The sequence below is a fragment of the Agrobacterium sp. CNPSo 2736 genome, from assembly GCF_004005385.1.
GTDB lineage: Bacteria > Pseudomonadota > Alphaproteobacteria > Rhizobiales > Rhizobiaceae > Agrobacterium > Agrobacterium leguminum.
Genome location: NZ_RZTX01000011.1, coordinates 1 through 20469, shown reverse-complemented (window position 1 = coordinate 20469; position 20469 = coordinate 1). Strand labels below are relative to the sequence as shown.

The 20469-nt window shown below is 60.5% G+C and carries 20 protein-coding genes; 8 read left to right on the top strand and 12 right to left on the bottom strand.

Features of this window, described 5'->3' with window-relative positions; translation table 11 throughout:
* The first annotated feature begins 2 nt into the window (after positions 1-2).
* Positions 3-899 (top strand): helix-turn-helix domain-containing protein, encoded by an 897-nt coding sequence (locus EM858_RS17710; RefSeq protein ID WP_183232606.1) that lies wholly within the window; start codon positions 3-5, stop codon positions 897-899.
* Here EM858_RS17710 and EM858_RS17705 read toward each other — a convergent pair.
* A complete protein-coding gene (locus EM858_RS17705) occupies positions 896-1750 on the bottom strand; it encodes a helix-turn-helix transcriptional regulator (RefSeq protein WP_080837053.1) in 855 nt (284 codons plus the stop codon). The genes EM858_RS17710 and EM858_RS17705 overlap by 4 nt on opposite strands.
* A gap of 124 nt (positions 1751-1874) precedes the next feature.
* On the opposite strand from EM858_RS17705, the gene EM858_RS17700 reads away from it, so the two are divergent.
* Both EM858_RS17700 and EM858_RS17695 read left to right on the top strand, forming a co-directional pair.
* A complete protein-coding gene (locus EM858_RS17700) occupies positions 1875-3077 on the top strand; it encodes an MFS transporter (protein ID WP_003522697.1) in 1203 nt (400 codons plus the stop codon).
* 85 nt (positions 3078-3162) lie between these two features.
* Positions 3163-4059 (top strand): LysR substrate-binding domain-containing protein, encoded by an 897-nt coding sequence (locus EM858_RS17695; protein WP_065656179.1) that lies wholly within the window; start codon positions 3163-3165, stop codon positions 4057-4059.
* 24 nt (positions 4060-4083) lie between these two features.
* On the opposite strand, the gene EM858_RS17690 is transcribed toward EM858_RS17695, so the two are convergent.
* The 10 genes from EM858_RS17690 to EM858_RS17640 form a co-directional block, all read right to left on the bottom strand.
* Complete coding sequence (locus EM858_RS17690; RefSeq protein ID WP_127757482.1) at positions 4084-5364, bottom strand: TRAP transporter large permease; 1281 nt, start codon at positions 5362-5364, stop codon at positions 4084-4086.
* Positions 5365-5367: 3 nt separating this feature from the next.
* Positions 5368-5919: a TRAP transporter small permease gene (locus EM858_RS17685; RefSeq protein WP_003522700.1), complete on the bottom strand. Its 552-nt coding sequence runs from the start codon at positions 5917-5919 to the stop codon at positions 5368-5370.
* Between the two features lie 142 nt (positions 5920-6061).
* A complete protein-coding gene (locus tag EM858_RS17680) occupies positions 6062-7057 on the bottom strand; it encodes a DctP family TRAP transporter solute-binding subunit (protein ID WP_080820762.1) in 996 nt (331 codons plus the stop codon).
* A gap of 124 nt (positions 7058-7181) precedes the next feature.
* Positions 7182-8084, bottom strand: coding sequence for an NAD(P)-dependent oxidoreductase (locus EM858_RS17675; RefSeq protein ID WP_127757481.1), 903 nt, complete (start codon positions 8082-8084; stop codon positions 7182-7184).
* A 12-nt stretch (positions 8085-8096) separates the two neighbouring features.
* Positions 8097-8399, bottom strand: a complete 303-nt coding sequence (locus EM858_RS17670; protein WP_127757480.1) for a putative quinol monooxygenase — start codon at positions 8397-8399, stop codon at positions 8097-8099.
* 17 nt (positions 8400-8416) lie between these two features.
* Positions 8417-9775: an NAD(P)H-dependent oxidoreductase gene (locus tag EM858_RS17665; protein WP_127757479.1), complete on the bottom strand. Its 1359-nt coding sequence runs from the start codon at positions 9773-9775 to the stop codon at positions 8417-8419.
* A gap of 262 nt (positions 9776-10037) precedes the next feature.
* Positions 10038-11051 (bottom strand): LacI family DNA-binding transcriptional regulator, encoded by a 1014-nt coding sequence (locus EM858_RS17660; protein WP_127757551.1) that lies wholly within the window; start codon positions 11049-11051, stop codon positions 10038-10040.
* A 114-nt stretch (positions 11052-11165) separates the two neighbouring features.
* A complete protein-coding gene (locus EM858_RS17655; RefSeq protein WP_127757478.1) occupies positions 11166-12176 on the bottom strand; it encodes a D-altritol 5-dehydrogenase in 1011 nt (336 codons plus the stop codon).
* A 16-nt stretch (positions 12177-12192) separates the two neighbouring features.
* Positions 12193-12963 (bottom strand): galactitol 2-dehydrogenase, encoded by a 771-nt coding sequence (locus EM858_RS17650; protein WP_065116549.1) that lies wholly within the window; start codon positions 12961-12963, stop codon positions 12193-12195.
* Between the two features lie 263 nt (positions 12964-13226).
* Entirely contained in the window at positions 13227-14540 is a 1314-nt protein-coding gene (locus EM858_RS17640; RefSeq protein ID WP_046800382.1) for a sugar ABC transporter substrate-binding protein, read from the bottom strand.
* Positions 14541-14851: 311 nt separating this feature from the next.
* Here EM858_RS17640 and EM858_RS17635 point away from each other — a divergent pair, with 311 nt between their 5' ends.
* The 5 genes from EM858_RS17635 (at position 14852) to EM858_RS17615 (ending at position 19977) form a co-directional block, all read left to right on the top strand.
* Positions 14852-15859, top strand: a complete 1008-nt coding sequence (locus EM858_RS17635) for a sugar kinase (RefSeq protein ID WP_164865470.1) — start codon at positions 14852-14854, stop codon at positions 15857-15859.
* Positions 15856-17133 carry a D-tagatose-bisphosphate aldolase, class II, non-catalytic subunit gene (locus EM858_RS17630; RefSeq protein WP_127757476.1) on the top strand — a complete coding sequence of 426 codons (1278 nt, stop codon included), beginning with the start codon at positions 15856-15858 and terminating at the stop codon, positions 17131-17133. Before EM858_RS17635 ends, EM858_RS17630 begins: the two co-directional genes overlap by 4 nt.
* Positions 17134-17256: 123 nt before the next feature.
* A complete protein-coding gene (locus tag EM858_RS17625; RefSeq protein ID WP_127757475.1) occupies positions 17257-18129 on the top strand; it encodes a sugar ABC transporter permease in 873 nt (290 codons plus the stop codon).
* Between the two features lie 12 nt (positions 18130-18141).
* On the top strand, positions 18142-18966 hold the full coding sequence (locus tag EM858_RS17620; RefSeq protein WP_065116739.1) for a carbohydrate ABC transporter permease: 825 nt from the start codon (positions 18142-18144) through the stop codon (positions 18964-18966).
* Positions 18967-18978: 12 nt separating this feature from the next.
* Positions 18979-19977, top strand: a complete 999-nt coding sequence (locus EM858_RS17615) for an ABC transporter ATP-binding protein (RefSeq protein ID WP_127757474.1) — start codon at positions 18979-18981, stop codon at positions 19975-19977.
* A gap of 278 nt (positions 19978-20255) precedes the next feature.
* Here the strand turns inward: EM858_RS17615 and EM858_RS17605 are convergent.
* Positions 20256-20469: TOBE domain-containing protein (locus EM858_RS17605; RefSeq protein ID WP_127757473.1), on the bottom strand; the 214-nt coding region annotated here is incomplete at its 5' end.

Sequence of the window (20469 nt, the reverse complement as noted above, 5' to 3'; positions counted from 1 at the left end):
ACATCGATTTGGCGGAAAGTAAGATTGCTGAAAGAGCCTTCTACCAGCCGGGTGCAAGCAGCATCGAAGGCATGCCGACGACGCTGCAGCTTTTTCACAATCATCCGCCCATCATGCTCAGGCCTCACTGGCACGCGCAGGTGGAAGTGAATTACGTGATGTCGGGATCGGTGCATTATCGCATGGGCGATCACGAGCTCTCGCTCGATGCCGGCCAGATGTGCATCTTCTGGGGTGGCCAGCCGCACCAGATGGACCATTCCTCCGACGATTCCTTTTACGCCGGCGCGCATCTGCCGCTGGTGCACTTCTTCCGCATGCGGCTGCCCGCCACCGTTTCCAGCCTGCTGATGGGTGGTGCTACGATGGTGAGTGCTGAGACCGACCGGGCAGATGCGGAAAACTTCGGCCGTTGGTTTCGTTACGTCACTTCGGGCGAACAGGCGAAAGCCCAGCACGCAGTGGAGGAATTGCTGCTCAGGGTCGAGCGGATGTTCCTTGAACCCTACTCCGTCATATCATCCGCCGCCAATGGCAAACGCAGGGAGGATGACGAGGGCATGGCGCCCTCCATCGGCGTGGTGCGCATGTGCGACTTCATCGCCGCAAATTTTCTCGACGATATCGACGCGACGGAGATTGCCCGCGCCGCCTCGCTGCATCCGAAATATGCGATGAACCTGTTCCGCAAATCCACCGGCATGACGCTGATCAAATATCTGACCCTGCTGCGGCTTTCGCGCGCGCAGGCGATGCTGATGACCGGCAAGGACAATATCCTGCAGATCGCCATGGAAAGCGGCTTCGGCTCCGTCAGCGCCTTCAACAAGGCGTTCCGCCAAATCGCCGGCATGTCACCTTCCGATTTCCGCCGTGACATGCGGGCGACTGCGGCTTAACCCTCGATCTCTTCAAAATCGGAAAAAGCAGCGCTGCGCTGCCGCGCCGCCTGCCGATAGGCCCTTGGTGAACTGCCCAGCATTCGCCGGAACATGGTGGTGAAAGCCGGTATGTTTTCATAACCGGCATCCAGCGCCACATTCGTCACCGCTTCGCCGGCTGCCAGCCTTGGCAGGGAGGCGAAAATGCAGGCCTGCTGGCGCCAGGTGACGAAACTCAACCCCAGTTCCTTGCGGAACAGCCGCGTAAAAGAACGCCGGCTGATGCCCATGGCCGCCGCCCAGTCATCGATCTCCACCCGCGCCACGGGCTTTTTCAGGAAATCGCGGCACAGCGCCGCCAGACGCTGATTATCGGGAAAAGGCAGTCCGAGCGGCCTTTCCGGCAGGCGGTTGACCTCGTCCAGCAACAGCGCCCGCACAAGGCCCTGCCGGTGAAAAGCCGTCGGCTGGTGTTCCTCACCCAGCAATTCCGAAATCAGGCTGGAGGCGAGATCGGTTATTTCCACCACGCGCGGTGCGCCCGCATGAAACAGGTCCGGATGGACGTAGATCGAATGCATCTCCACCGTCGAGATGGTTTCCGCCTCATGTTGCAGCCCGGCGGGTATGAGCAACCCATGACCGGGCGGTATCATCCAGCGACCATCCGCAGTGCTGACAAGCACGACGCCCTGACGGGCGCACCAGATCTGCACGCGGCTATGGCTGTGGGGCGGCGTCCGGTGCCCGGTGGGGTAAACGCGGCAAAGCGCCAGCACCGGCTCATTGGTGCCGTCGATCAATTTCAGGCTGCGTTCATGCTCGTCATGCGTCAGTCCTGAAGGCTGCCGCGATTTGATTTTTGCCATTTGGCCCACTCACAAAGAAAATCGTCCAGAACACAAATGCAGGCCAGAAACAATATGAATAAAAGCGGGAAGAAATAAAGACATGTTTCCCGTCTTCCGCCGGGAGCCCGAGAGGACTTAAATTATGGCCACTGTTACCAGCGCCGGCAACAGCTTCAATCCGCAACGCACGGCGTTTTCGATCATCGCAGCCGCCAGCTTCTGCCACATGCTGAACGACATCATGCAATCGCTGCTGACGTCGCTTTATCCGCTGCTGAAGGCAAATTACGCGCTCGATTTCATGCAGATCGGCCTGCTTACCTTCGCCTTTCAGGTCACCGCCTCGCTGCTGCAGCCGGTTGTCGGCATGGTGACGGACCGCTGGCCCATGCCGTTCTCCCTGCCCGTCGCCATGCTGTCCACCTGCGCCGGCCTCATCACGCTTGCTTTTGCCCATAGTTTCGAGGTTCTGGTGATCGGCGCCTGCCTCATCGGCATCGGTTCGGCGATCTTCCATCCGGAAGCCTCCCGCGTGGCGCGCCTGGCATCCGGCGGCCGTCATGGTCTGGCGCAGTCCTTCTTCCAGGTGGGCGGCAATACCGGCACGGCCATCGGCCCGCTGCTCGCCGCCTTCATCGTCATCCCGCTCGGCCAGACGAGCCTCAGCTGGTTCTCGCTGATCGCGCTCGTCGGTTTTGGCGTGCTTTCCTGGGTTGGCGTCTGGTACACCCGCCACCGCCGCGCAACGGTCGGCAAGGCGCCGGCCAGCCGCACGCTTCCCCTTGCGCGTGGCACTGTCATGATGACGCTTCTGGTGCTGGTGGTTCTGACCGCCACCAAGAATGCCTATCTCGCCAGCCTGTCCAGCTACTTCACCTTCTACACCATCGACAAGTTCGGTCTTGGTGTTCAGGACGCGCAGGTTCTGCTGTTCCTCTTCCTCGGCGCTTCGGCACTGGGCGTGTTCTTCGGCGGCCCGATCGGCGACCGTTTCGGCTCGCGCGTCGTCATCTGGTTCTCGATCCTCGGCGTCATTCCCTTCGCGCTGCTGCTGCCCTATGCGAACCTGTTCTGGACGGCCATTCTCGTCGTCGTCATCGGCTTCGTGTTCTCCTCCGCCTTCTCGGCCATCGTCGTGTTCGCGCAGGAACTGGTGCCGGGCCGCGTCGGCCTCATCGCCGGCATGTTCTTCGGTTTCGCCTTCGGTTTCGGCGGCATCGGCGCTGCGGTTCTGGGTGTTTATGCGGACAAGGAAGGCATCGAATTCGTCTACCGCATCTGCTCCTACATGCCGCTGCTCGGCCTGCTCACGGTGTTCCTGCCGAAACTGCCGAGCCACCGCTAAAAGCCTCGCGTTCAACGCTTTTCAACACGGCGGTCACCTGTGATACTCAGGTGACCGCCGTATTCCGTTGAGCAAAGCCCTACCCATGCAAATCCCGATAAAATCGATCCTCGTTTTCCACGCCGCGGCAAGGGCGGGCAGCATTTCCCGGGCGGCAGAGGAACTGAGCGTCACACCATCTGCCGTTTCCCAGCAGATCCAGTTGCTGGAAGGCCAGCTCGGCACGACCCTGATGGCGCGAACCGGCCGCAAGGTGACATTGACGGAAGCGGGCGAGCGCTATTTCTCGATGATCACCGCCCAGATCGAACAGATATCAGACGCCACCGACAGTATTCGCGGCTTCCGCTCTGTCACCACGCTGACGATCCGGGCGACGCCGACAATCTCCAACAAATGGCTGCTGCCGCGTCTCGGCTCGTTTCTGGAGGAACACCCGGAACTGGAAGTGCGCCTCGACGGCACCAACGAGCCGACCGATTTTTCGCAGGAACTCGTCGATATAGAGCTGCGCCATGGCGATGGCCGCTGGCCGGGCCTCTTCGTGGAAGGGCTGGTGGAGGAGGAATTCCTGCCGGTCTGTTCGCCAAATTATAAGGGCGCCGGTAAATTTCTGCCCGAGGAATTGCAGAACCAGCGGCTCATCCATTCGGTGAAGGCGCAGGCGCAATGGAACCACTGGTTCCCTCTGGCCGGCGTGACAGCCGAAAAGCGCTGGCGGCGGGTCCTGTTCGACCGCAGCCACATGGCCATCGATGCCGCCGTTCTCGGCATCGGCGTGGCGCTGGAAAGCACCTTGATGATGGAGCGGGAGCTGCAGGACAAGATGCTGGTGCCGGCCGTGACGGACGCGCCGCGCATCAAGCTCGTCACCCAATGGATCGTCTGCCCGCATTCCCATCTGCGGCAGAGAAAAGTCATGCTGTTTCTGGAGTGGATGCGAAAACAACGCGACGAGTGGCAAGCCCGTCGCGTTGTCTGAGGTTTCAGGCAATCCGTTTTCGCGTCAATAAAGCCCCATCAGCCTGATTGGCCCGAGCGTCAGCACCGGGAAAAGTACCAGCGCGAAGATGGCAAGCGTCAGCACCGTCATCGGCGCCAGCGAACCGCGAATGACATCCTCGATCTTCATATTCGCCACCTGTGCCGCCGCAAACAGGCAGACCCCCACCGGCGGCGTCACCAGCCCGAGTGTCAGCGTCATGACAGTCACGATCAGGAAATGGATCGGATCGATGCCCAGTGCCTCCACCGGCGGCATCAGTACCGGGATGAGGATGAACATCGCCGGGATCGCTTCCATGAAGATGCCGATGATCAGCAGGAAGACGAAGATGACGAGCATGCCGGTCATGGGGCCGAGGTTCATGGCCTGCAAAAGCTCGGCCACCTGTTCGGGCAGCCCATCGAAGGTGAAGACCCAGGCGGCAAGCTGCGAGGTGGCGGCAATGAACAGGATGGTGCCAGAAATGCGCGCCGTCGAGATCAATATTTCCGGCAGTTCCCGCACCGGCAGCGTGCGATAGACGATGACGCCAAGCACCGCGACATAAACCACCGCGATGGCAGCTGCTTCCGTTGGCGTGAACAGGCCGCTGGCAATGCCGATGATCAGGATCAGCGGTGTCAGCATTGGCAGGACGGCGCGCAGACCCGTGACGACCACCAGACGGAAATTGAACGGTGTCGGCGGATTGTAACCGTAATGCACCGAATAGAAGTGGTTGAAGACCAGAAAGGCGAAGGCGATGAAGAGGCCGGGCACCAGACCGGCGATCAGCAGCGTGCCGATCGACACGTTGGCGATGGAGCCGGCAATCACGATCAGGATCGACGGCGGAATGATCGAGGAGAGCGTCGAGGTGCAGAGCGTCATGCCGACGGCATAACCCTTCGGAAAACCATGCCGTTCCATGGCCTTGATCTCGATGGCGCCGACCGAGGCGATATCGGCGACGGAGGAGCCGGAGACACCGGAAAAAATCACCGAGGAGATGACGTTGACGTGGCCAAGCCCGCCGGGAAGCCAGCCGACCATGGCCTCGGCGAAATCAAAGATGCGCTCCGCCACCCGCCCCCGCTCCATGACCGTGCCGACGAGAATGAAAAGCGGCACGGCGACAAGAAGGAAGGAGTTCATCGACGAGAACATCGTCTGCGACAGCAGGTCCATGGGCATGGAGGTGAAGAGCCACAGCGTGCCGACACTGGCGAGCGCCAGCGCAATGGCAAGCGGCACGCCAAGCATGCTGAGACCGAAAAAGGCGATGAGAAGAAAGACCGACATGGCTCAATGTCCTGCTGAAATGGAGATATCGGCATGGGCGATCTCGTCCGCCGGCAGGCCAAGCTCGGGAAGCGCGATGAGCTCCCGGCGGCTGCGCAGCGATTCGATGATGGCGAGCACGGCGATGATGGCGGAAACGGGCAAAACCATGCCGATGGCCCACATCGGGATCGGCAGGGTGGCGGCGGTCTCGTTCATCATGATCTGCTGGCGCACCAGGGTGAAGCCCGTCCAGCCCATCATGCCGAAGAAGAACACCGATGAACCGACATAGATCGGCACCGCCAGCCGCCGGAAGAAGCGGTGGAACAGCACCAGAAACACCACGACACGGGCGCTTTCCACGGTGCGGAAACCGGCGGCAAGGCCAAGGAACACCATCCAGATGAAAAGAAAGCGCGTCGCCTCCTCGGTCCAGGGAAGCGGACTGCCGATGAGGCGGCCGATGACCTGAAGAAGCACGACGATGAGAATGCCGGCACAGGCTGCCCCCGCGGCTATATCGGCGATGAGTTTTACGATGGTGCCGAGCACCGAAGGTTTCGTATCGCGCATGACAATACCCTTCCACTGCTGAAACCGGATATCCGGTGAAACGAATGTCACCCTGCCTTTCCGGCAAAGCAACGCCTGCTGACGTTTGGGGACGGCCGGGCCTGCCAAAAGATGCAGGCACGGCCTCCAACTGCGGGAAACGTCAGTTCGTCTTAAGGAAAGCCTGCGTCTTGTCGAAGAACGCCTGATCTTTCACCAGCGCCGAGAACTTCGCCGAGAGACCGGCCGCAACCTCTACGAAGGCCTTGCGCTCGTCATCGGTCAGCGTGTTGACCTCCATGCCGTTCTTCTTCAGCGTCTCAAGCGACTTGTCGATATCGGCAGCGTCGTTCTGGGCTTTCCAAAGCTCGGTTTCAGTCGCCGCTTCCTTCAGCGCCGTCTTGAAGCCCTCGTCGAGACCTTCAAAGCGGGCCGGGTTCATGCCCAGCACCCAGGCGTCAGCAATGTGGTTGCTGATCGTCAGATACTTCTGCACCTCGTAAAGCTTGGCGCTGACAGGCACGTTGACCGGATTTTCCTGCCCATCGACAACTTTCAGCTGGAGCGCATTGTAGACTTCTGCGAAGGCCATCGGTGTCGGGGCAGCCCCCATGGCGCCGAAGAACTCGACCCAGAGCGGATTGTTCGGCACCCGCAGCTTCATGCCCTTGAGGTCCGCCGGCGATTTGATCGGCGCCTTGGAATTGGTGATCTGGCGCAGCGGCCGCGACCAGAGATCGAGCCCAAGAATGCCGATCTTGCTCAGATCGGTGGAAAGCTCCTTACCGAGATCGCTGTCGAGATAGACCCGGAGCTGGTCGATATCGCGGAACTGGTAGGGAATGGCGATGGCCGTGAACTTGGGATTGAAGGTCGCGTAAAGCGAGGTCGAATTCAAAAGCATGTCCAGCGAACCGCCGGCCAGCTGCTTGACGCCCGCCGAAGGGTCGCCGCCATAAAGCGTGCCGTTCGGGAATACCTTGATCTTGAGTTTGCCGTCGGTCTTTTTCGAAACGATCTCGGCAAACTTGTTGGCGGCGAGCGTGATTTCGGAATTGTCGGCATCCGGCGTCGAAAGCGTCAGCGTTTCGGCCTGCGCGATGGATGCGACCAGCATGGTGGCGGCGAGAGCCAGCCCGTAAAGTTTCGAAATTTTCATGTGTTCCTCCCTTGTTATCTATGAAGCACGTCCGGTTAAAACGGAATCTTTGGACGTGCTCTATCTCTTTGTTTTAGCGCATTATCCGGACGTAAAACCGCTACGCACTTTTACTGGAAATGCTCTAGACAGTTTCGAGCGTTCCTCCGAACGCATTCATGCGCTTAATCTCAAGGATCACACCGCTGTGATCAAGCTCACCCGCGCCATGCTCGACCATGGAGCGGAACAGCCGGTCAACCTCCTCGCCGACCGGTAATTTCAGGCCACGGCTTTCGGCGAAAGCCAGCGCCGTGGACGTATCCTTCACCTGGTATTTCGCAGGGCCGCCGGGGCGGAAATCGCCCTCCACCATGCGTTTTCCGTGCTGGCGGAAGACGGTGGATTCGGCAAAACCGCCCAGCAAAGCCTGGCGCACCTGCGCCGGGTCGGCTCCCCCGGCTTCAACGAGGGTGAGAGCCTCGGCGACAGCGCAGATTGTCGAGGCGACGATCAGCTGGTTGGCAAGCTTGGCCAGTGAGCCGCAGCCCACCGGCCCGACATGGGTGACGCGGCCAAGGCAATTGAGGAGTGGCCGCAATGCATCCACATCCCGCTGTTCACCGCCGGCCATGATGGCGAGCGTTCCCTCTATCGCCCCCTTTTCACCGCCGGAAACCGGTGCGTCGACATAAGCGACGCCATAAGCCTTTGCCGCCTCCGCCTGTTCCCGTGCGCTGTCGACCGGGATGGAACTCATCACCAGCAGAATAGCACCGGGCTTCATGGTGGAAACGACACCCGAGGCACCGAGCAGTACCTCGTCGCAGACCGGCCCGGAACTCAGCATGCAGATGACGACATCGGCTTCGGCCACAGCTTCGGCAGCCGTGGCCGCCAGCTGCACGCCCTTTGCCGCCAGAACCGCAGCTTTTTCAGCGCTGCGGTTCCAGGCCTTGACGGAAAAACCGGCCTCCGCCAGACGCCCCGCCATGGGAGCGCCCATGATACCCGTTCCGATAACGGCGATCCGGCGAATGTCAGCCATCGTTTCCATCCTTCAGAGCCATTGCCGGTTCAGGAAACGCACCGGCAGTTCTTCTTCGATGAGGGCGGGAAATGCTTCCCGAAACCGGTCGAGATGGGGTGTCTTCAGATGGTCGTCGAAAGCCTGTCTGTCGTCGTAGACCTCGTAGAACACCACGTTGTTTCCGGTTTCCGGCCGCACCACATCGAATTGCCGGCAGCCCGGTTCATCCTGAACCGAATGCCTGGCGTCATCGCGCGCCGCATCGAGAAAGGCGTCCATCGCGTCGGGCTTCACCCGGAATTCTGCGATCACCACGAAAGCTCCCTTCGACATGTCCTCTCTCCCGTCCATTACGCCGCGGCGTCCTTTTGCGGACGGAACTGGTTTTCCATGTCCTGGCGCAGCTTCACCACATCGAGATCATTGACCAGCTCCACATCGTCGAAGCTGACGATCTGGTCTTTCTTGATGGCGCGCTTCAGCTTGACATTATGGGCAAGGCCGATCGGCAGTGCCTTGATGTCGAGGCTGCGGGTGGCCGGAATGGCGTTTGCCCAGACCGCGTAACCGCCCTCGCCGTCGAGCATCTCGCCGGGCTGCATATCCTTCTTCGCGGTCGCCACCGCATCGCCGCGGAACTCCCTGGAGCAACCGGTAGCCTCATTGCGCAGCACGGCGGAGAGCACGCTGATCGAGGTTTCCAGCCCGATGATGTGGAAAGGACGCCACATGGAGGCGTACCAGCCGGAGGGATCGGTCAGCAGGCCATATTGCTTGAAGCAGGCACGGGCATATTCATTATGCGCCTTGAAGGTGACGAAAACGCCGTAGCGAATGTTGTTGAACACCTCGCGTCCGTCCGGCTCCTGGCTCGCGGCAATATCGACCAGACCGGAGCGCGACATACGTCCGCCATCGGCAGCGGGGCGGAAGACGCGGGCGAGATCGTGCAGGCCGGCGGGCGGGAAGGCCAGACCGTCATCCGGGCAATCCAGCCCCGTGCCGTTGGCGACGGCCGCCATTTCGATGGCCGCCTTGGTGCCGTCGGTGAAGGAATTGTACATTTTCGGATTGAAGTCGCCCTTGGCCACTTCCTCGTCCGTCCAGCCGAAATAACCCCAGACCGTGTCCGGCGTCGAATAACGGTAACGCGGCTCGAAATTCATGCCCTTGCCGGCGGAAACGACCTCGAAGCCGGTGGCGCGCGCCCAGTCCACCAGCTCGCAGATCAGCGCCGGCTGGTCGCCGTAAGCCATGGAATAGATCAGGCCCTTGGCCCGGGCCTTCTCAGCAAGGATCGGCCCGACCATGACATCGGCTTCGACATTGACCATGACGACGTGCTTGTTGTGCTCGATGGCGCCCAGTGCATGGCGCGCGCCGGCCAGCGGATGGCCGGTCGCTTCGATCACGCATTCGATCTCGCCGCAGGCGAAAAGCTCGTTCACATCGTCGGTCACATAGGTCTTGCCGCTCTTCAGCGCATCGGCGCAGCTCGCCGCGTCGTAACGCTCCTTCGGCCAGCCGACGCGGTCAAACGATTCCCTTGCCTTGCCGACATTGAGGTCTGCGACGGCGACCATGTGGAAACCGGCGATGCGCTGCGCCTGCGCCAGCACCATGGAGCCGAACTTGCCGGCACCGATGAGACCAACCCGGACAGGTTTGCCGCCGGCTGCACGCGCTGACAGAAGAGAATAGAGATTCATGTTTTGACATCCTTAGCTGGGGAAATTGCTGGCGAGAATGTCCAGACTGCCCGGCGAAGGCCATGCGATACCGAGGCTGCGAAGGTTCACCCCTCGCGGCGCTGGCCACATGACGTTTCTGCGTTCCTCCCGGATCCCGGCACACACTTGCGCCGGCTCTCGCGGTCGCCTCCCAAAGCAACCTTGAGACCAGAGTAGGAGCGTTCAGATATTAGTTCTATTTAGAAAATCAGATTTTTCGTTTAGTTTATCTAACAACCCATCAGGCCGATTTGCGCAGCATCAGATCGGCGCTGAGCAGGATGCGTTCACGCATCCGCGTCGTGTCATCCGTCTCATCATCCAGCTTCTGCAGCAGAAGCTCGATCGACAGCCTGCCGATCTCGTTATAATTCTGCGCCACCGTGGTAATCGGCGGGCAGGCATAACGCGACAGAGGATGATCGTCATGGCCGGCAACCCTGAGGTCGTAATCCGCTCCGTGGCCAACCTTGATGCCCTTCTGGAAGGCGGCGGCGATGACGCCGAAGGCGATACGGTCATTGGCGCATAAAATGGTGCGCGATGGCAAATGCCCTGCCCCATCCAGCAGCCTGCTCGCTTCATCAAAGGCGAAACGCTCGAAATCCCAGGTGACGATGCCGGGAACATCAATGACATGCGGCTCGAAGCCCAGACGCTGCATCGCTTCCTCATAGGCCGTGCGGCGTGTCGCAGCGTTGGTATTGACCTGCGGCATATCGAAGAAACAGGGCGGTTCGCCCGAACGGCAGAGATAATCCACCATCAGCCCGACACTCTGGCGGTTGTCCGTGCCGACAAAGGCCGAAGTCTCATCCAGCGGCGAATCGACATAAACGATCGGAATGCTAGCAGCGAGCTGCTCCAGCGTGGCGCGATGGGATTTGACGCCGAGCGGCGCGATGATTGCACCCGCCACATTCATCGACTTGAAGGTGCGGATAGCCCGGTCCTCGATTTCCGCCTTGCCATCCGAAGACAGCACGAAGGCAAGGAACCCCGCCTCGTTGGCGATGAGTTCGATGCGGCTCGTCAGCGCCATGTAGAACGGATCGGTGGAGTTCGGAATGATGATGCCGATGATATTGGAACGGCGGCGGTTGAGGTTGACGGCGAAGATATTCGGCCGGAAGCCCGATTTCTTCAGCGCATCCTCGATGGTGTCCCGCGTCTTCTTGCGGACCGAGGCGGGATCATTGAAGTATTTCGAAACGGTCGGGCGGGAAAGGCCGACGAATTCCGAAAATTCTTCCATCGTCCTGATAGATTTGGCCAAAGTGCTTGCCCCCATGAAATATTACATGTGGTACTCTATATCGACCGGCCTTCGCACGAAAAGCCGGTCGAATGGTTATCAACGGCCAAACGATCATTCGGCCGTAAACTGCACTTTCATCGTCGCCGGATCAGACGGTTTTTTCGTAAAGAATGGCAGCATTTCCGAAAGCGGCAGCCGGTGCGACACCAGCCGCGCCATGACATCGCCATCCGTCTCCAGAATGGCAAGCGCCTGCGGTATGTTGCGGTTCAGAGAATGTGAGCCGACAAGCTTCAGCTGACGCCGGAAGATTTCGAAAGGCGCCACCGAAATGCGGGCATCCGGCGCGCAGACGCCGAAAAACAGCGCGGTGCCGCCATCCGCGACCAGCGGGATCATCGCTTCGGCAACGGCGGCAATACCCGTCGCATCGGCCACAAAATCAAAAGACTTCTGTTGCCGCAAGAGCGCTTCCGAGCCCGAAACCGCCACCTTGAGCCCAAGACTTTCGGCAAAGGCCAGTCTGCTTTCATTGATATCGGCCATCGTCACCGTCGCAATGCCGCGTGCTTTCAGCGACAGGGCAAGCAGCAGGCCGATGGGACCGGCGCCGAACACCAGCGCACTCTCCGGCACCACGCCAGTCTCGCCGATGCCAGCGCTCTGCATGCCGTTGACGACGCAGGCGAGCGGTTCGGCCAGTGCCGCGACATGATAGGGCATCGAACCAATGCCGTGCAGGTGATCTGCGCGCACAACGCTGAATTCGGCAAAGCCGCCATTGTGGGAAACGCCATAGGCCTTCAGCGTGCTGCAAAGGTTGGTCAGCCCCTTCCTGCAGCTGGCGCAGGTGCCGCAGGGCAGATTGGGATCGACGGCCACACGGTCACCGGCCCTGAAGCCTGTCACATCGGAAGCCACGGACGCAACTTCACCGGCATATTCATGGCCGGGGATGACGGGAAACGCACCGTCACCATAACGCGCATGCAGCACGTCTATATCGGTGTGGCAAAGCCCCGAAGCCCTGACCCGCACGAGCGCGTGACCCGGCGGCAGATCGGCGACGGGGAGTTCCGCCAGCACGGCGCGTCCCTTCTCGACGAATTGAATGGCATGCATGGTCATCTCCGGCTTTTCAGCTCATCCAGTTGCCGCCGTCGACATTGTATGTCTGGGCGAGAATATAATCGCTGTCGGCGGAGGCGAGGAAAACCGCCAGACCCTTGATATCGTCAGGCGTGGCGAAACGGCCGATCGGCACGGATTTGGCCACCGCCGCCTTCTTCTCGCCGGGCTTCAAGCCTTCCCATTTGGCGAAATGCGCATCGACCACTTCCCAATGCTCGCCATCCACGACGCCGGGCGCAATGGCGTTGACATTGATGCCGTGCTTGACGAGCGCCAGCGCCGCCGACTGCGTGGCGGAAATGATCGCCGCCTTGGAGGCGCAATAAAGCGTCACCAGCGCCTCGCCGCGCCGGCCGGCCTGGCTTGCCATATTGATGATCTTGCCGCCGCGCGCGCGCTCGATCATGACATTGGAGACGGCCTTCATCATGAACAGCGGGCCCTTGAGATTGATGTCGAACACCCGCTCATAGCTCTCTTCGGTAATGCCGTTGATCGGCGCCATATCGAAGATCGCGGCATTGTTGACGAGAATATCGATGCCGCCGAACTCCTCATCCACCGCCTTCACCACCGCATCGATCTGAGCGAGGTCGGTGACATCCAGCCGCACCGCCTTTGCCGAAGGGCCGATGGCGGCGGCAGACGCCGTGGCGCGGGCAATATCGATATCGGCGATGATGACCTTTGCGCCCTCATCGGCGAAAGCCTGCGCAAAACCAAGGCCGATACCGCGGGCAGCGCCGGTGATCAGCGCAACCTTGTTGTTCAATCTCATGTCGATCTCCGTGATGCATGGCGGGTCAATTGGCCCTGCTCGTTTGTTGTTCGATGCTTTTCCTCACTCCCCTCATTCCTGTGCTTGTCACAGGAATCCAGCCGACGCGGCTCTCACGCGGCGAGAAAGTCCTTCCAGCCCAAAGACTTGGGCTGACTGGATTCCTGTGACAGGCACAGGAATGAGGGAAGAACTGGCCCTCAATCCCCACCCATGCCGCCCGCCACCAGAAGGCGAACGGGCGGCACGCCGGGAGGACGCGGCTACTTGATGTAGCCCGCGCGGGTCATGTCACGTTCGACCTGTTTCTGCGCGCCTTCGAGCGCCGCATCAACGGTCTGCTGGCCGGAAAGGGCTGCCGCAATCTGCTGGCCGACAACCGTACCGATGGACTGGAATTCCGGTATGGCGACGAACTGCACGCCGGTATAGGGCACCGGATCCTTGGTCGGCTTGGACGGATCGGCAGACATGATCGCCTTCAGCACCGTATCCGCGAAAGGCGCAGCCTTCTTGTATTCCGGCAGCTCATAGGTGGATTTGCGCGTGCCCGGCGGCACGGCCACCCAGCCTTCGCTTTCACCAACCGTCTTCACATAGGACTTCGAAGTCGCCCATTTGACGAAGGACTTGGCGGTTTCAAGCTTCTTCGTGCTGTTTGGAATTGCAAGGTTCCAGGACCACGACCAGCTCGAACCGTTCGGCGTTACCTCGACCGGAGCACGCGTAAACGCGGTCTTGTCGGCAACCTGGCTCTGCTTGGGGTCATAAACGCGGCCCGCCGCCGAGGTGGCGTCGATCCACATGGCGCAACGGCCAGATGAAAACAGCGTCTGGTTTTCATTGAAGCCGTTGGCGGCCGCACCGGGCGGGCCGTAGGAGGTCATCAGCGCCACATAATCCGCAATCGCCTTTTTCCACGGCTCGCTCGTCAGCTGCGGTTTCCAGTCCATGTCGAACCAGCGGCCGCCATAGGTATTGATCATGGTGCCGAGGAAGGCCATGTTTTCGCCCCAGCCCGGCTTGCCGCGCAGGCATATGCCATATTGCTGTTTCGACTTGTCGGTCAGCTTGGCGGCGAAATCCTTGATCTGGTCGTAGGTCGGATTGTCAGGCATCTTCAGGCCGGCGGCGTCGAACAGATCCTTGCGGTAAAGCGTGAACGAGCTTTCGGTGTAGAACGGCACGGCGTAAAGCTTGCCGTCCACCGTCAGGCCCTTTTTAATCGGGTCGAGCAGATCGGCGTAATCATAATCGTCGCCGAGATCATCGACGGGCGCCAGCCAGCCCTGCTTGCCCCAGATCGGCGCTTCGTAACCGCCAATGGTCATGATGTCGAACTGGCCGCCATTGGTGGCGATGTCGGTCGTGACGCGCTCGCGCAGAACATTCTCCTCCAGCACGATCCAGTTGATCTTGTTGCCTGTTTCCTTCTCCCAGGCGCTGGAAAGCTTCTGCATGATGATCATGTCGCCATTGTTGACGGTGGCGATGTTGATCTCTTCCGCCTGCGCCAGCCCGGCCAGAAGCCCGGCCCCAACCACAGACGACGACAGAATTCCGATGAATTTGCTCATGATACCCGCTCCTCCTTTACGGATGTCTACGCATAACAATACATGCGTAAAATTTTTATCTCGCAAAACTCGCTCTATTGTCAACATCCGAAAATAAATCGGGGCATGGAGATATAGTGGCGCGCGCCAATAAACCGCTGTTTTAAAACATATAATATCGCAAAAAATTATTTGCAGAGGCGCCTTCACTGCTGCGACGCAACAAAATTTTTATCGTTCAATATATTGACGCGCGTAAATTTTTGAATGATATCCGAAAAGCATAGGCCCTTGGAACGGTGGAATTTGCATCCGCAAAGAACGGGAGCCGAATGCATATGGAGGAGACGATGAGGCAGACATCCGCACTGGCGCCGCACACGAAAGGCCCGACCATCACGGCGGGGGAAATCCTAGTGGAAATCATGGCGACGACGGTGGGCAGCGGCTTTCTGGAGCCGCAGGCGCTGATCGGCCCGTTTCCGAGCGGCGCACCGGCCATCTTCATCGACCAGGTGGCGCGCTGCGGCGGAGCCGCCGGCATTATTGCGGCGGTGGGTGACGACGATTTCGGCCGGCTCAATGTCGAAAGGCTGCGCGGCGATGGCGTCGATGTCTCGGCCATCGCCACCATAGCCGACCGGCCGACGGGCAGCGCCTTCGTGCGTTACCGGGAAAACGGCGCAAGGGACTTCGTTTTCAACATTGCCCATTCGGCGGCCAGCGAAACGCATATGACCGATGAAGCACAGGCTCTTATCGAAAAAGCGGGCCATGTGCACGTCATGGGATCGGCCTTTGCAATTGCCGGCATTGGCGAAATCATTCTCGAAGCCATCAGGAGCGTCAAGGCGCGCGGCGGCTCGGTCTCCTTCGATCCCAACATCCGCAAGGAACTGGCGCAGGACGATGCCGGCCGCAGGCTGATCGACGATCTGCTTGAGATTACCGATCTTCTCCTGCCCTCCGGCGAGGAACTTCAGGCGGCCTCCGGACTGGATGACGAGGACGCGGCAATTGAAAAGCTGCTTGCGTCCGGTATCGGCGAAATCGTTCTGAAACGCGGCGCGGATGGCGCAAGCCATTTCAGCCGCGCCCATGGACGCATCGACGTCCCCGGCTTGCGGGTCCGCGAAATCGACCCGACCGGTGCCGGCGACTGTTTCGGCGCAACCTATCTCACCTGCCGTCGCCTCGGCATGCATCCGCAAAAGGCACTCACCTATGCCAATGCCGCCGGCGCGCACAATGTCACCCGCCGCGGCCCGATGGAGGGCGCCGCCAGCCTTTCCGAACTCGACACCTTTCTGACCGCGCATCTGTCGGAGGAAATCCTGTGACCGGTATACTCGAAAATCTCGCCGCCGCGCGCCGCTCCGGCAAGCCCGCCGGCATCACCTCCGTCTGCTCCGCCCATCCCGTTGTTCTGCGCGCCGCAATCCGCCGCGCCGCCACCGGCAAGACACCGGTGCTAATCGAGGCAACCTGCAATCAGGTCAATCACCTCGGCGGTTATACCGGCATGACGCCACGGGACTTCGTCAGCTTCGTCAACAGCATTGCCGAGGAGGAAGGACTGCCCCGCGAACTGGTGATTTTTGGCGGAGATCATCTCGGTCCCAATCCCTGGCGCAGGGAACCGGCCGAGGAGGCTCTGACAAAAGCCGCCGCCATGGTCGAGGCCTATGTGGCGGCGGGTTTTCGCAAGATCCATCTCGATGCCTCGATGGGCTGTGCCGGTGAGCCGGCAGCGCTGGATGACGTCACCATCGCCAACCGCGCCGCCAAACTTGCGGCCGTTGCCGAAAAGGCGGCCACCGATGCCGGCCTGCCCAAACCGCTTTATATTCTCGGCACCGAAGTGCCGGTGCCTGGCGGTGCCGACCATGTGCTCGACACGGTTGCGCCAACGCAGCCGCAGGCGGCGCGCAACACCATCGACCTTCACCGCGAGATATTCGCGCAGCACGGTCTTTCACAAGCCTTCGAACGGGTCATCGCTTTCGTCGTGCAACCCGGCGTGGAATTCGGCAGCGACAATGTCGTCGCTTACGATCCGCAGGCCGCGGAAGCGCTGAGCGCCGTTCTGGACGGCGAACCGCAGCTGGTGTTCGAGGCCCATTCCACCGATTACCAGACCGAGCCTGCCCTTGCCGCACTGGTGCGCGACGGATATCCGATCCTCAAGGTGGGTCCGGGCCTCACCTTCGCTTACCGGGAAGCGCTTTATGCGCTTGATATGATCGCATCCGAAATGGTCGGCACCTATGGCGACCGGCCGCTGGCACGGACCATGGAAAAACTGATGTTGAGCGCGCCGGGCGACTGGCAGGGCCATTACCATGGCGACGACATCACGCTGCGATTGCAGCGCCACTATAGTTACAGCGACCGTATCCGTTATTACTGGACGCGACCGGAAGCGTTGCAGGCCGTTTCCGCCTTGCATAAGGCGCTGGATGGGAAGACAATTCCCGAAACCCTGCTGCGCCAGTATCTCGGCGAATTACCGCTCGCCACAGTTGCGGGCGAAGACGCGGAAGAGATTTTGATCGCGGCTGTGGATCAGGTTCTGGCGACCTATCACGCGGCGACGGGCGAAGGCCGCCACTGACGGCAATCATGAATCCGGATGCCCCTGCGGCAGAGGCCGCCGGAGCGAAATGGGGGAAGTGCGAGCGGTTTCATCTGAAGTCCCGCTCATACTCATAACTGTATCCGTGAGGGAGGACGACTAATGGCAACTCGAAACACGAGCGGTCTGGCGCGGGTGATGCTTGCGCCATCGGTGCTGTTATTGCTGGTGTGGATGATCGTGCCCCTGGCGATGACGCTGTGGTTCTCGTTCCAGAACTACAATCTCCTCAACCCGGCCAATGTCAGCTTTGCGGGCCTGTTCAATTACCAGTATTTCTACACCGACCCGGCCTTCTTCCAGTCGATCTGGAACACGCTTTTGATCGTCGGTGGCGTGCTGTTGATCACCGTCATCGGCGGCATCGCCATTGCGCTTCTGCTCGACAATGACATTTTCGGCCAGGGCATCGTCCGCATCATGATCATCTCGCCCTTCTTCGTCATGCCGCCGGTCGCCGCATTGGTGTGGAAGAACATGATCATGCATCCCGGTTACGGCGTGCTCGCCGATCTCTCACGCTTCTTCGGCCTGCAGCCGGTCGACTGGTTTGCGCAGTTTCCGCTGCTGTCGATCATCATCATCGTCGCCTGGCAATGGCTGCCGTTTGCGACGCTGATCCTGCTTACCGCCCTGCAGTCGCTCGATGGCGAGCAGAAGGAAGCCGCCGAGATGGATGGCGCCAACTTCATCAACCGCTTCATCCATCTGACGCTGCCGCATCTGTCGCGCGCCATCACCGTCGTCATCCTCATCCAGACGATCTTCCTGCTTGGCGTCTACGCGGAAATCCTCGTCACCACCAATGGCGGACCGGGTTATGCCTCCACCAACCTCGCCTTCCTCATCTATCGCACCGCACTTCTGGGTTACGACGTCGGCGGCGCTTCGGCCGGCGGCATCATCGCCGTCATCCTCGCCAATATCGTCGCCATCTTCCTGATGCGCGCCGTCGGCAAGAACCTCGACCGGTAAAGGGGAAACATCATGGCCCGCAAGACAACCACACGTGCGAAGATCGGCTTTTCCATCGCGGCCTGGGCCGTGGCGCTGTTGCTGTTCTTCCCGATCCTCTATGCCTTCCTCACCTCGCTCAAGACCGAACCGGAGGCAATCGCCGGCTTCAGCCTCATTCCCTCGGGCACCTTCGAGAATTACGTGACGGTCCAGACCCAGCGCGATTACTTCAAGCCGTTCATGAACTCGGTGGTGCTGTCGCTCGGCTCGACGATCATTGCGCTGATCATCGCCATTCCCGCCGCCTGGGCCATGGCCTTTTCGCCGACCAAGCGCACCAAGGACATCTTGATGTGGATGCTCTCCACCAAGATGATGCCGGCCGTCGCCGTGCTTGTGCCGATCTATCTGATCTTCCGCAATGCCGGCCTGCTCGATACCCGCATTGGCCTCACCATCATGCTCACCTTCATCAACCTGCCGATCGTCATCTGGATGCTCTATACCTACTTCCGGGAAATCCCCGGCGAGATCCTCGAAGCCGCCCGCATGGATGGCGCATCCCTGTGGAACGAGATCGTCCATGTGCTCACACCAATGGCGGTGCCGGGCATTGCCTCGACGCTGCTCTTGAACGTCATCCTTGCCTGGAACGAAGCCTTCTGGACCATCCGGCTGACGACCACCAATGCCGCGCCGCTGACGGCCTTCATCGCCTCCTTCTCGAGCCCACAGGGGCTGTTCTGGGCAAAACTCTCGGCCGCCTCGATGATGGCGATCGCCCCCATTCTCGTCATCGGCTGGTTCTCGCAGAAACAACTCGTGCGTGGCCTGACCTTTGGCGCCGTGAAATAAGGAACGACAAACATGGGCAGCATTTCCCTTCAGAACGTGTCCAAGCTCTTCGGTGAGGCGAAAGTCATCCCGTCGATCGATCTTGATATCAACGACGGCGAGTTCGTCGTCTTCGTCGGCCCGTCCGGCTGCGGCAAGTCCACGCTTCTGCGGCTGATCGCCGGGCTGGAGGACGTCTCCGGCGGCAAGATCGTCATCGACGGCAATGACGCCACCGAAAAGGCCCCGGCCGAGCGCGGCCTTGCCATGGTGTTCCAGTCCTATGCGCTTTATCCGCATATGAGCGTGCGCAACAACATCGCCTTCCCGCTGAAGATGGCCAAGCTCGACAAGGCGGTGATCGACAAAAAGGTGGAAGACGCCGCCCGGGTGCTGAACCTCACCGATTATCTCGAGCGCCGGCCCTCGCAGCTGTCGGGCGGCCAGCGCCAGCGCGTCGCCATCGGCCGCGCCATCGTGCGCGAACCGAAAGCCTTCCTGTTCGACGAGCCGCTTTCCAACCTCGATGCGGCGCTGCGCGGCACCATGCGGCTGGAAATCTCCGAGCTGCACAACACGCTGAAGACAACGATGATCTACGTCACCCACGACCAGGTGGAGGCCATGACCATGGCCGACAAGATCGTCGTCTTGAACCGCGGCAATATCGAGCAGGTCGGTTCGCCGATGGAGCTTTACCGCACCCCCGCCAACCTCTTCGTCGCCGGCTTCATCGGCTCACCGCGCATGAACCTCATCACCGGTGACTTTGCCCGCCAAAAGGGTGCGACCACCGCCGGCGTGCGGCCCGAACATCTGGTGCTGTCGAAGGAAAGCGGGTTGTGGCAGGGCAAGGTCACGGTGGCCGAACATCTCGGATCGGATACCTTCCTGCATCTCGAGGTGTCAGGCATCGGCCCGATCACCGCCCGCACGGACGGCGAGTTCGAATGCAGGCATGGCGATACCGTGTTCATCACCCCCGACGAGACCAAGATACACAGGTTTGATGAGAAGGGTGTGGCGATCTAGGTGCTGGCTTTCACAAGGTTTTTCATTCACAGCGGACCCGCAGGCGCGTGGAGCTTACCCCCCTCTGCCCTGCCGGGCATCTCCCCCTCAAGGGGGGAGATCGGCAAGAGGCTCTTTCATCGCTTCATTCGCAAGCTTCCAGATGTGCGAGACTTTGCCGCAGATCGATCTCCCCCCTTGAGGGGGAGATGCCCGGCAGGGCAGAGGGGGGTAAGGCCGGAATGACGGAGGTGGGTGTGCGACCGCCCAGGAAATATTCCTGGGTACTATGCCGAACCTCACGCCTCCCCGATCCTCACGCCATTCCGATCAAAGACATGCAGCCTTTCCTGCGGGAAACCGACCCGCAGGGACTTGCCTGGCTGCAACAATGCCCGGTCTGATGAAAACAGCTTGAAGGGCAATCCATGCACGGTGAGGTGCAGGATGACGCCGAGGCCGGTCGGCTCGACCAGATCGACCGTCGCTTCCACACCGCCTTCAGCCGGCGCA

Excerpts from the sequence above, each read along its gene's own strand:
- EM858_RS17705 (WP_080837053.1), bottom strand. The coding sequence starts at position 1,750 with ATGGCAAAAATCAAATCGCGGCAGCCTTCAGGACTGACGCATGACGAG.
- EM858_RS17700 (WP_003522697.1), top strand. The coding sequence starts at position 1,875 with ATGGCCACTGTTACCAGCGCCGGCAACAGCTTCAATCCGCAACGCACG.
- EM858_RS17695 (WP_065656179.1), top strand. The coding sequence starts at position 3,163 with ATGCAAATCCCGATAAAATCGATCCTCGTTTTCCACGCCGCGGCAAGG.
- EM858_RS17690 (WP_127757482.1), bottom strand. The coding sequence starts at position 5,364 with ATGTCGGTCTTTCTTCTCATCGCCTTTTTCGGTCTCAGCATGCTTGGC.
- EM858_RS17685 (WP_003522700.1), bottom strand. The coding sequence starts at position 5,919 with ATGCGCGATACGAAACCTTCGGTGCTCGGCACCATCGTAAAACTCATC.
- EM858_RS17680 (WP_080820762.1), bottom strand. The coding sequence starts at position 7,057 with ATGAAAATTTCGAAACTTTACGGGCTGGCTCTCGCCGCCACCATGCTG.
- EM858_RS17675 (WP_127757481.1), bottom strand. The coding sequence starts at position 8,084 with ATGGCTGACATTCGCCGGATCGCCGTTATCGGAACGGGTATCATGGGC.
- EM858_RS17670 (WP_127757480.1), bottom strand. The coding sequence starts at position 8,399 with ATGTCGAAGGGAGCTTTCGTGGTGATCGCAGAATTCCGGGTGAAGCCC.
- EM858_RS17665 (WP_127757479.1), bottom strand. The coding sequence starts at position 9,775 with ATGAATCTCTATTCTCTTCTGTCAGCGCGTGCAGCCGGCGGCAAACCT.
- EM858_RS17660 (WP_127757551.1), bottom strand. The coding sequence starts at position 11,051 with ATGGAAGAATTTTCGGAATTCGTCGGCCTTTCCCGCCCGACCGTTTCG.
- EM858_RS17655 (WP_127757478.1), bottom strand. The coding sequence starts at position 12,176 with ATGCATGCCATTCAATTCGTCGAGAAGGGACGCGCCGTGCTGGCGGAA.
- EM858_RS17650 (WP_065116549.1), bottom strand. The coding sequence starts at position 12,963 with ATGAGATTGAACAACAAGGTTGCGCTGATCACCGGCGCTGCCCGCGGT.
- EM858_RS17640 (WP_046800382.1), bottom strand. The coding sequence starts at position 14,540 with ATGAGCAAATTCATCGGAATTCTGTCGTCGTCTGTGGTTGGGGCCGGG.
- EM858_RS17635 (WP_164865470.1), top strand. The coding sequence starts at position 14,852 with ATGCATATGGAGGAGACGATGAGGCAGACATCCGCACTGGCGCCGCAC.
- EM858_RS17625 (WP_127757475.1), top strand. The coding sequence starts at position 17,257 with ATGGCAACTCGAAACACGAGCGGTCTGGCGCGGGTGATGCTTGCGCCA.
- EM858_RS17620 (WP_065116739.1), top strand. The coding sequence starts at position 18,142 with ATGGCCCGCAAGACAACCACACGTGCGAAGATCGGCTTTTCCATCGCG.
- EM858_RS17615 (WP_127757474.1), top strand. The coding sequence starts at position 18,979 with ATGGGCAGCATTTCCCTTCAGAACGTGTCCAAGCTCTTCGGTGAGGCG.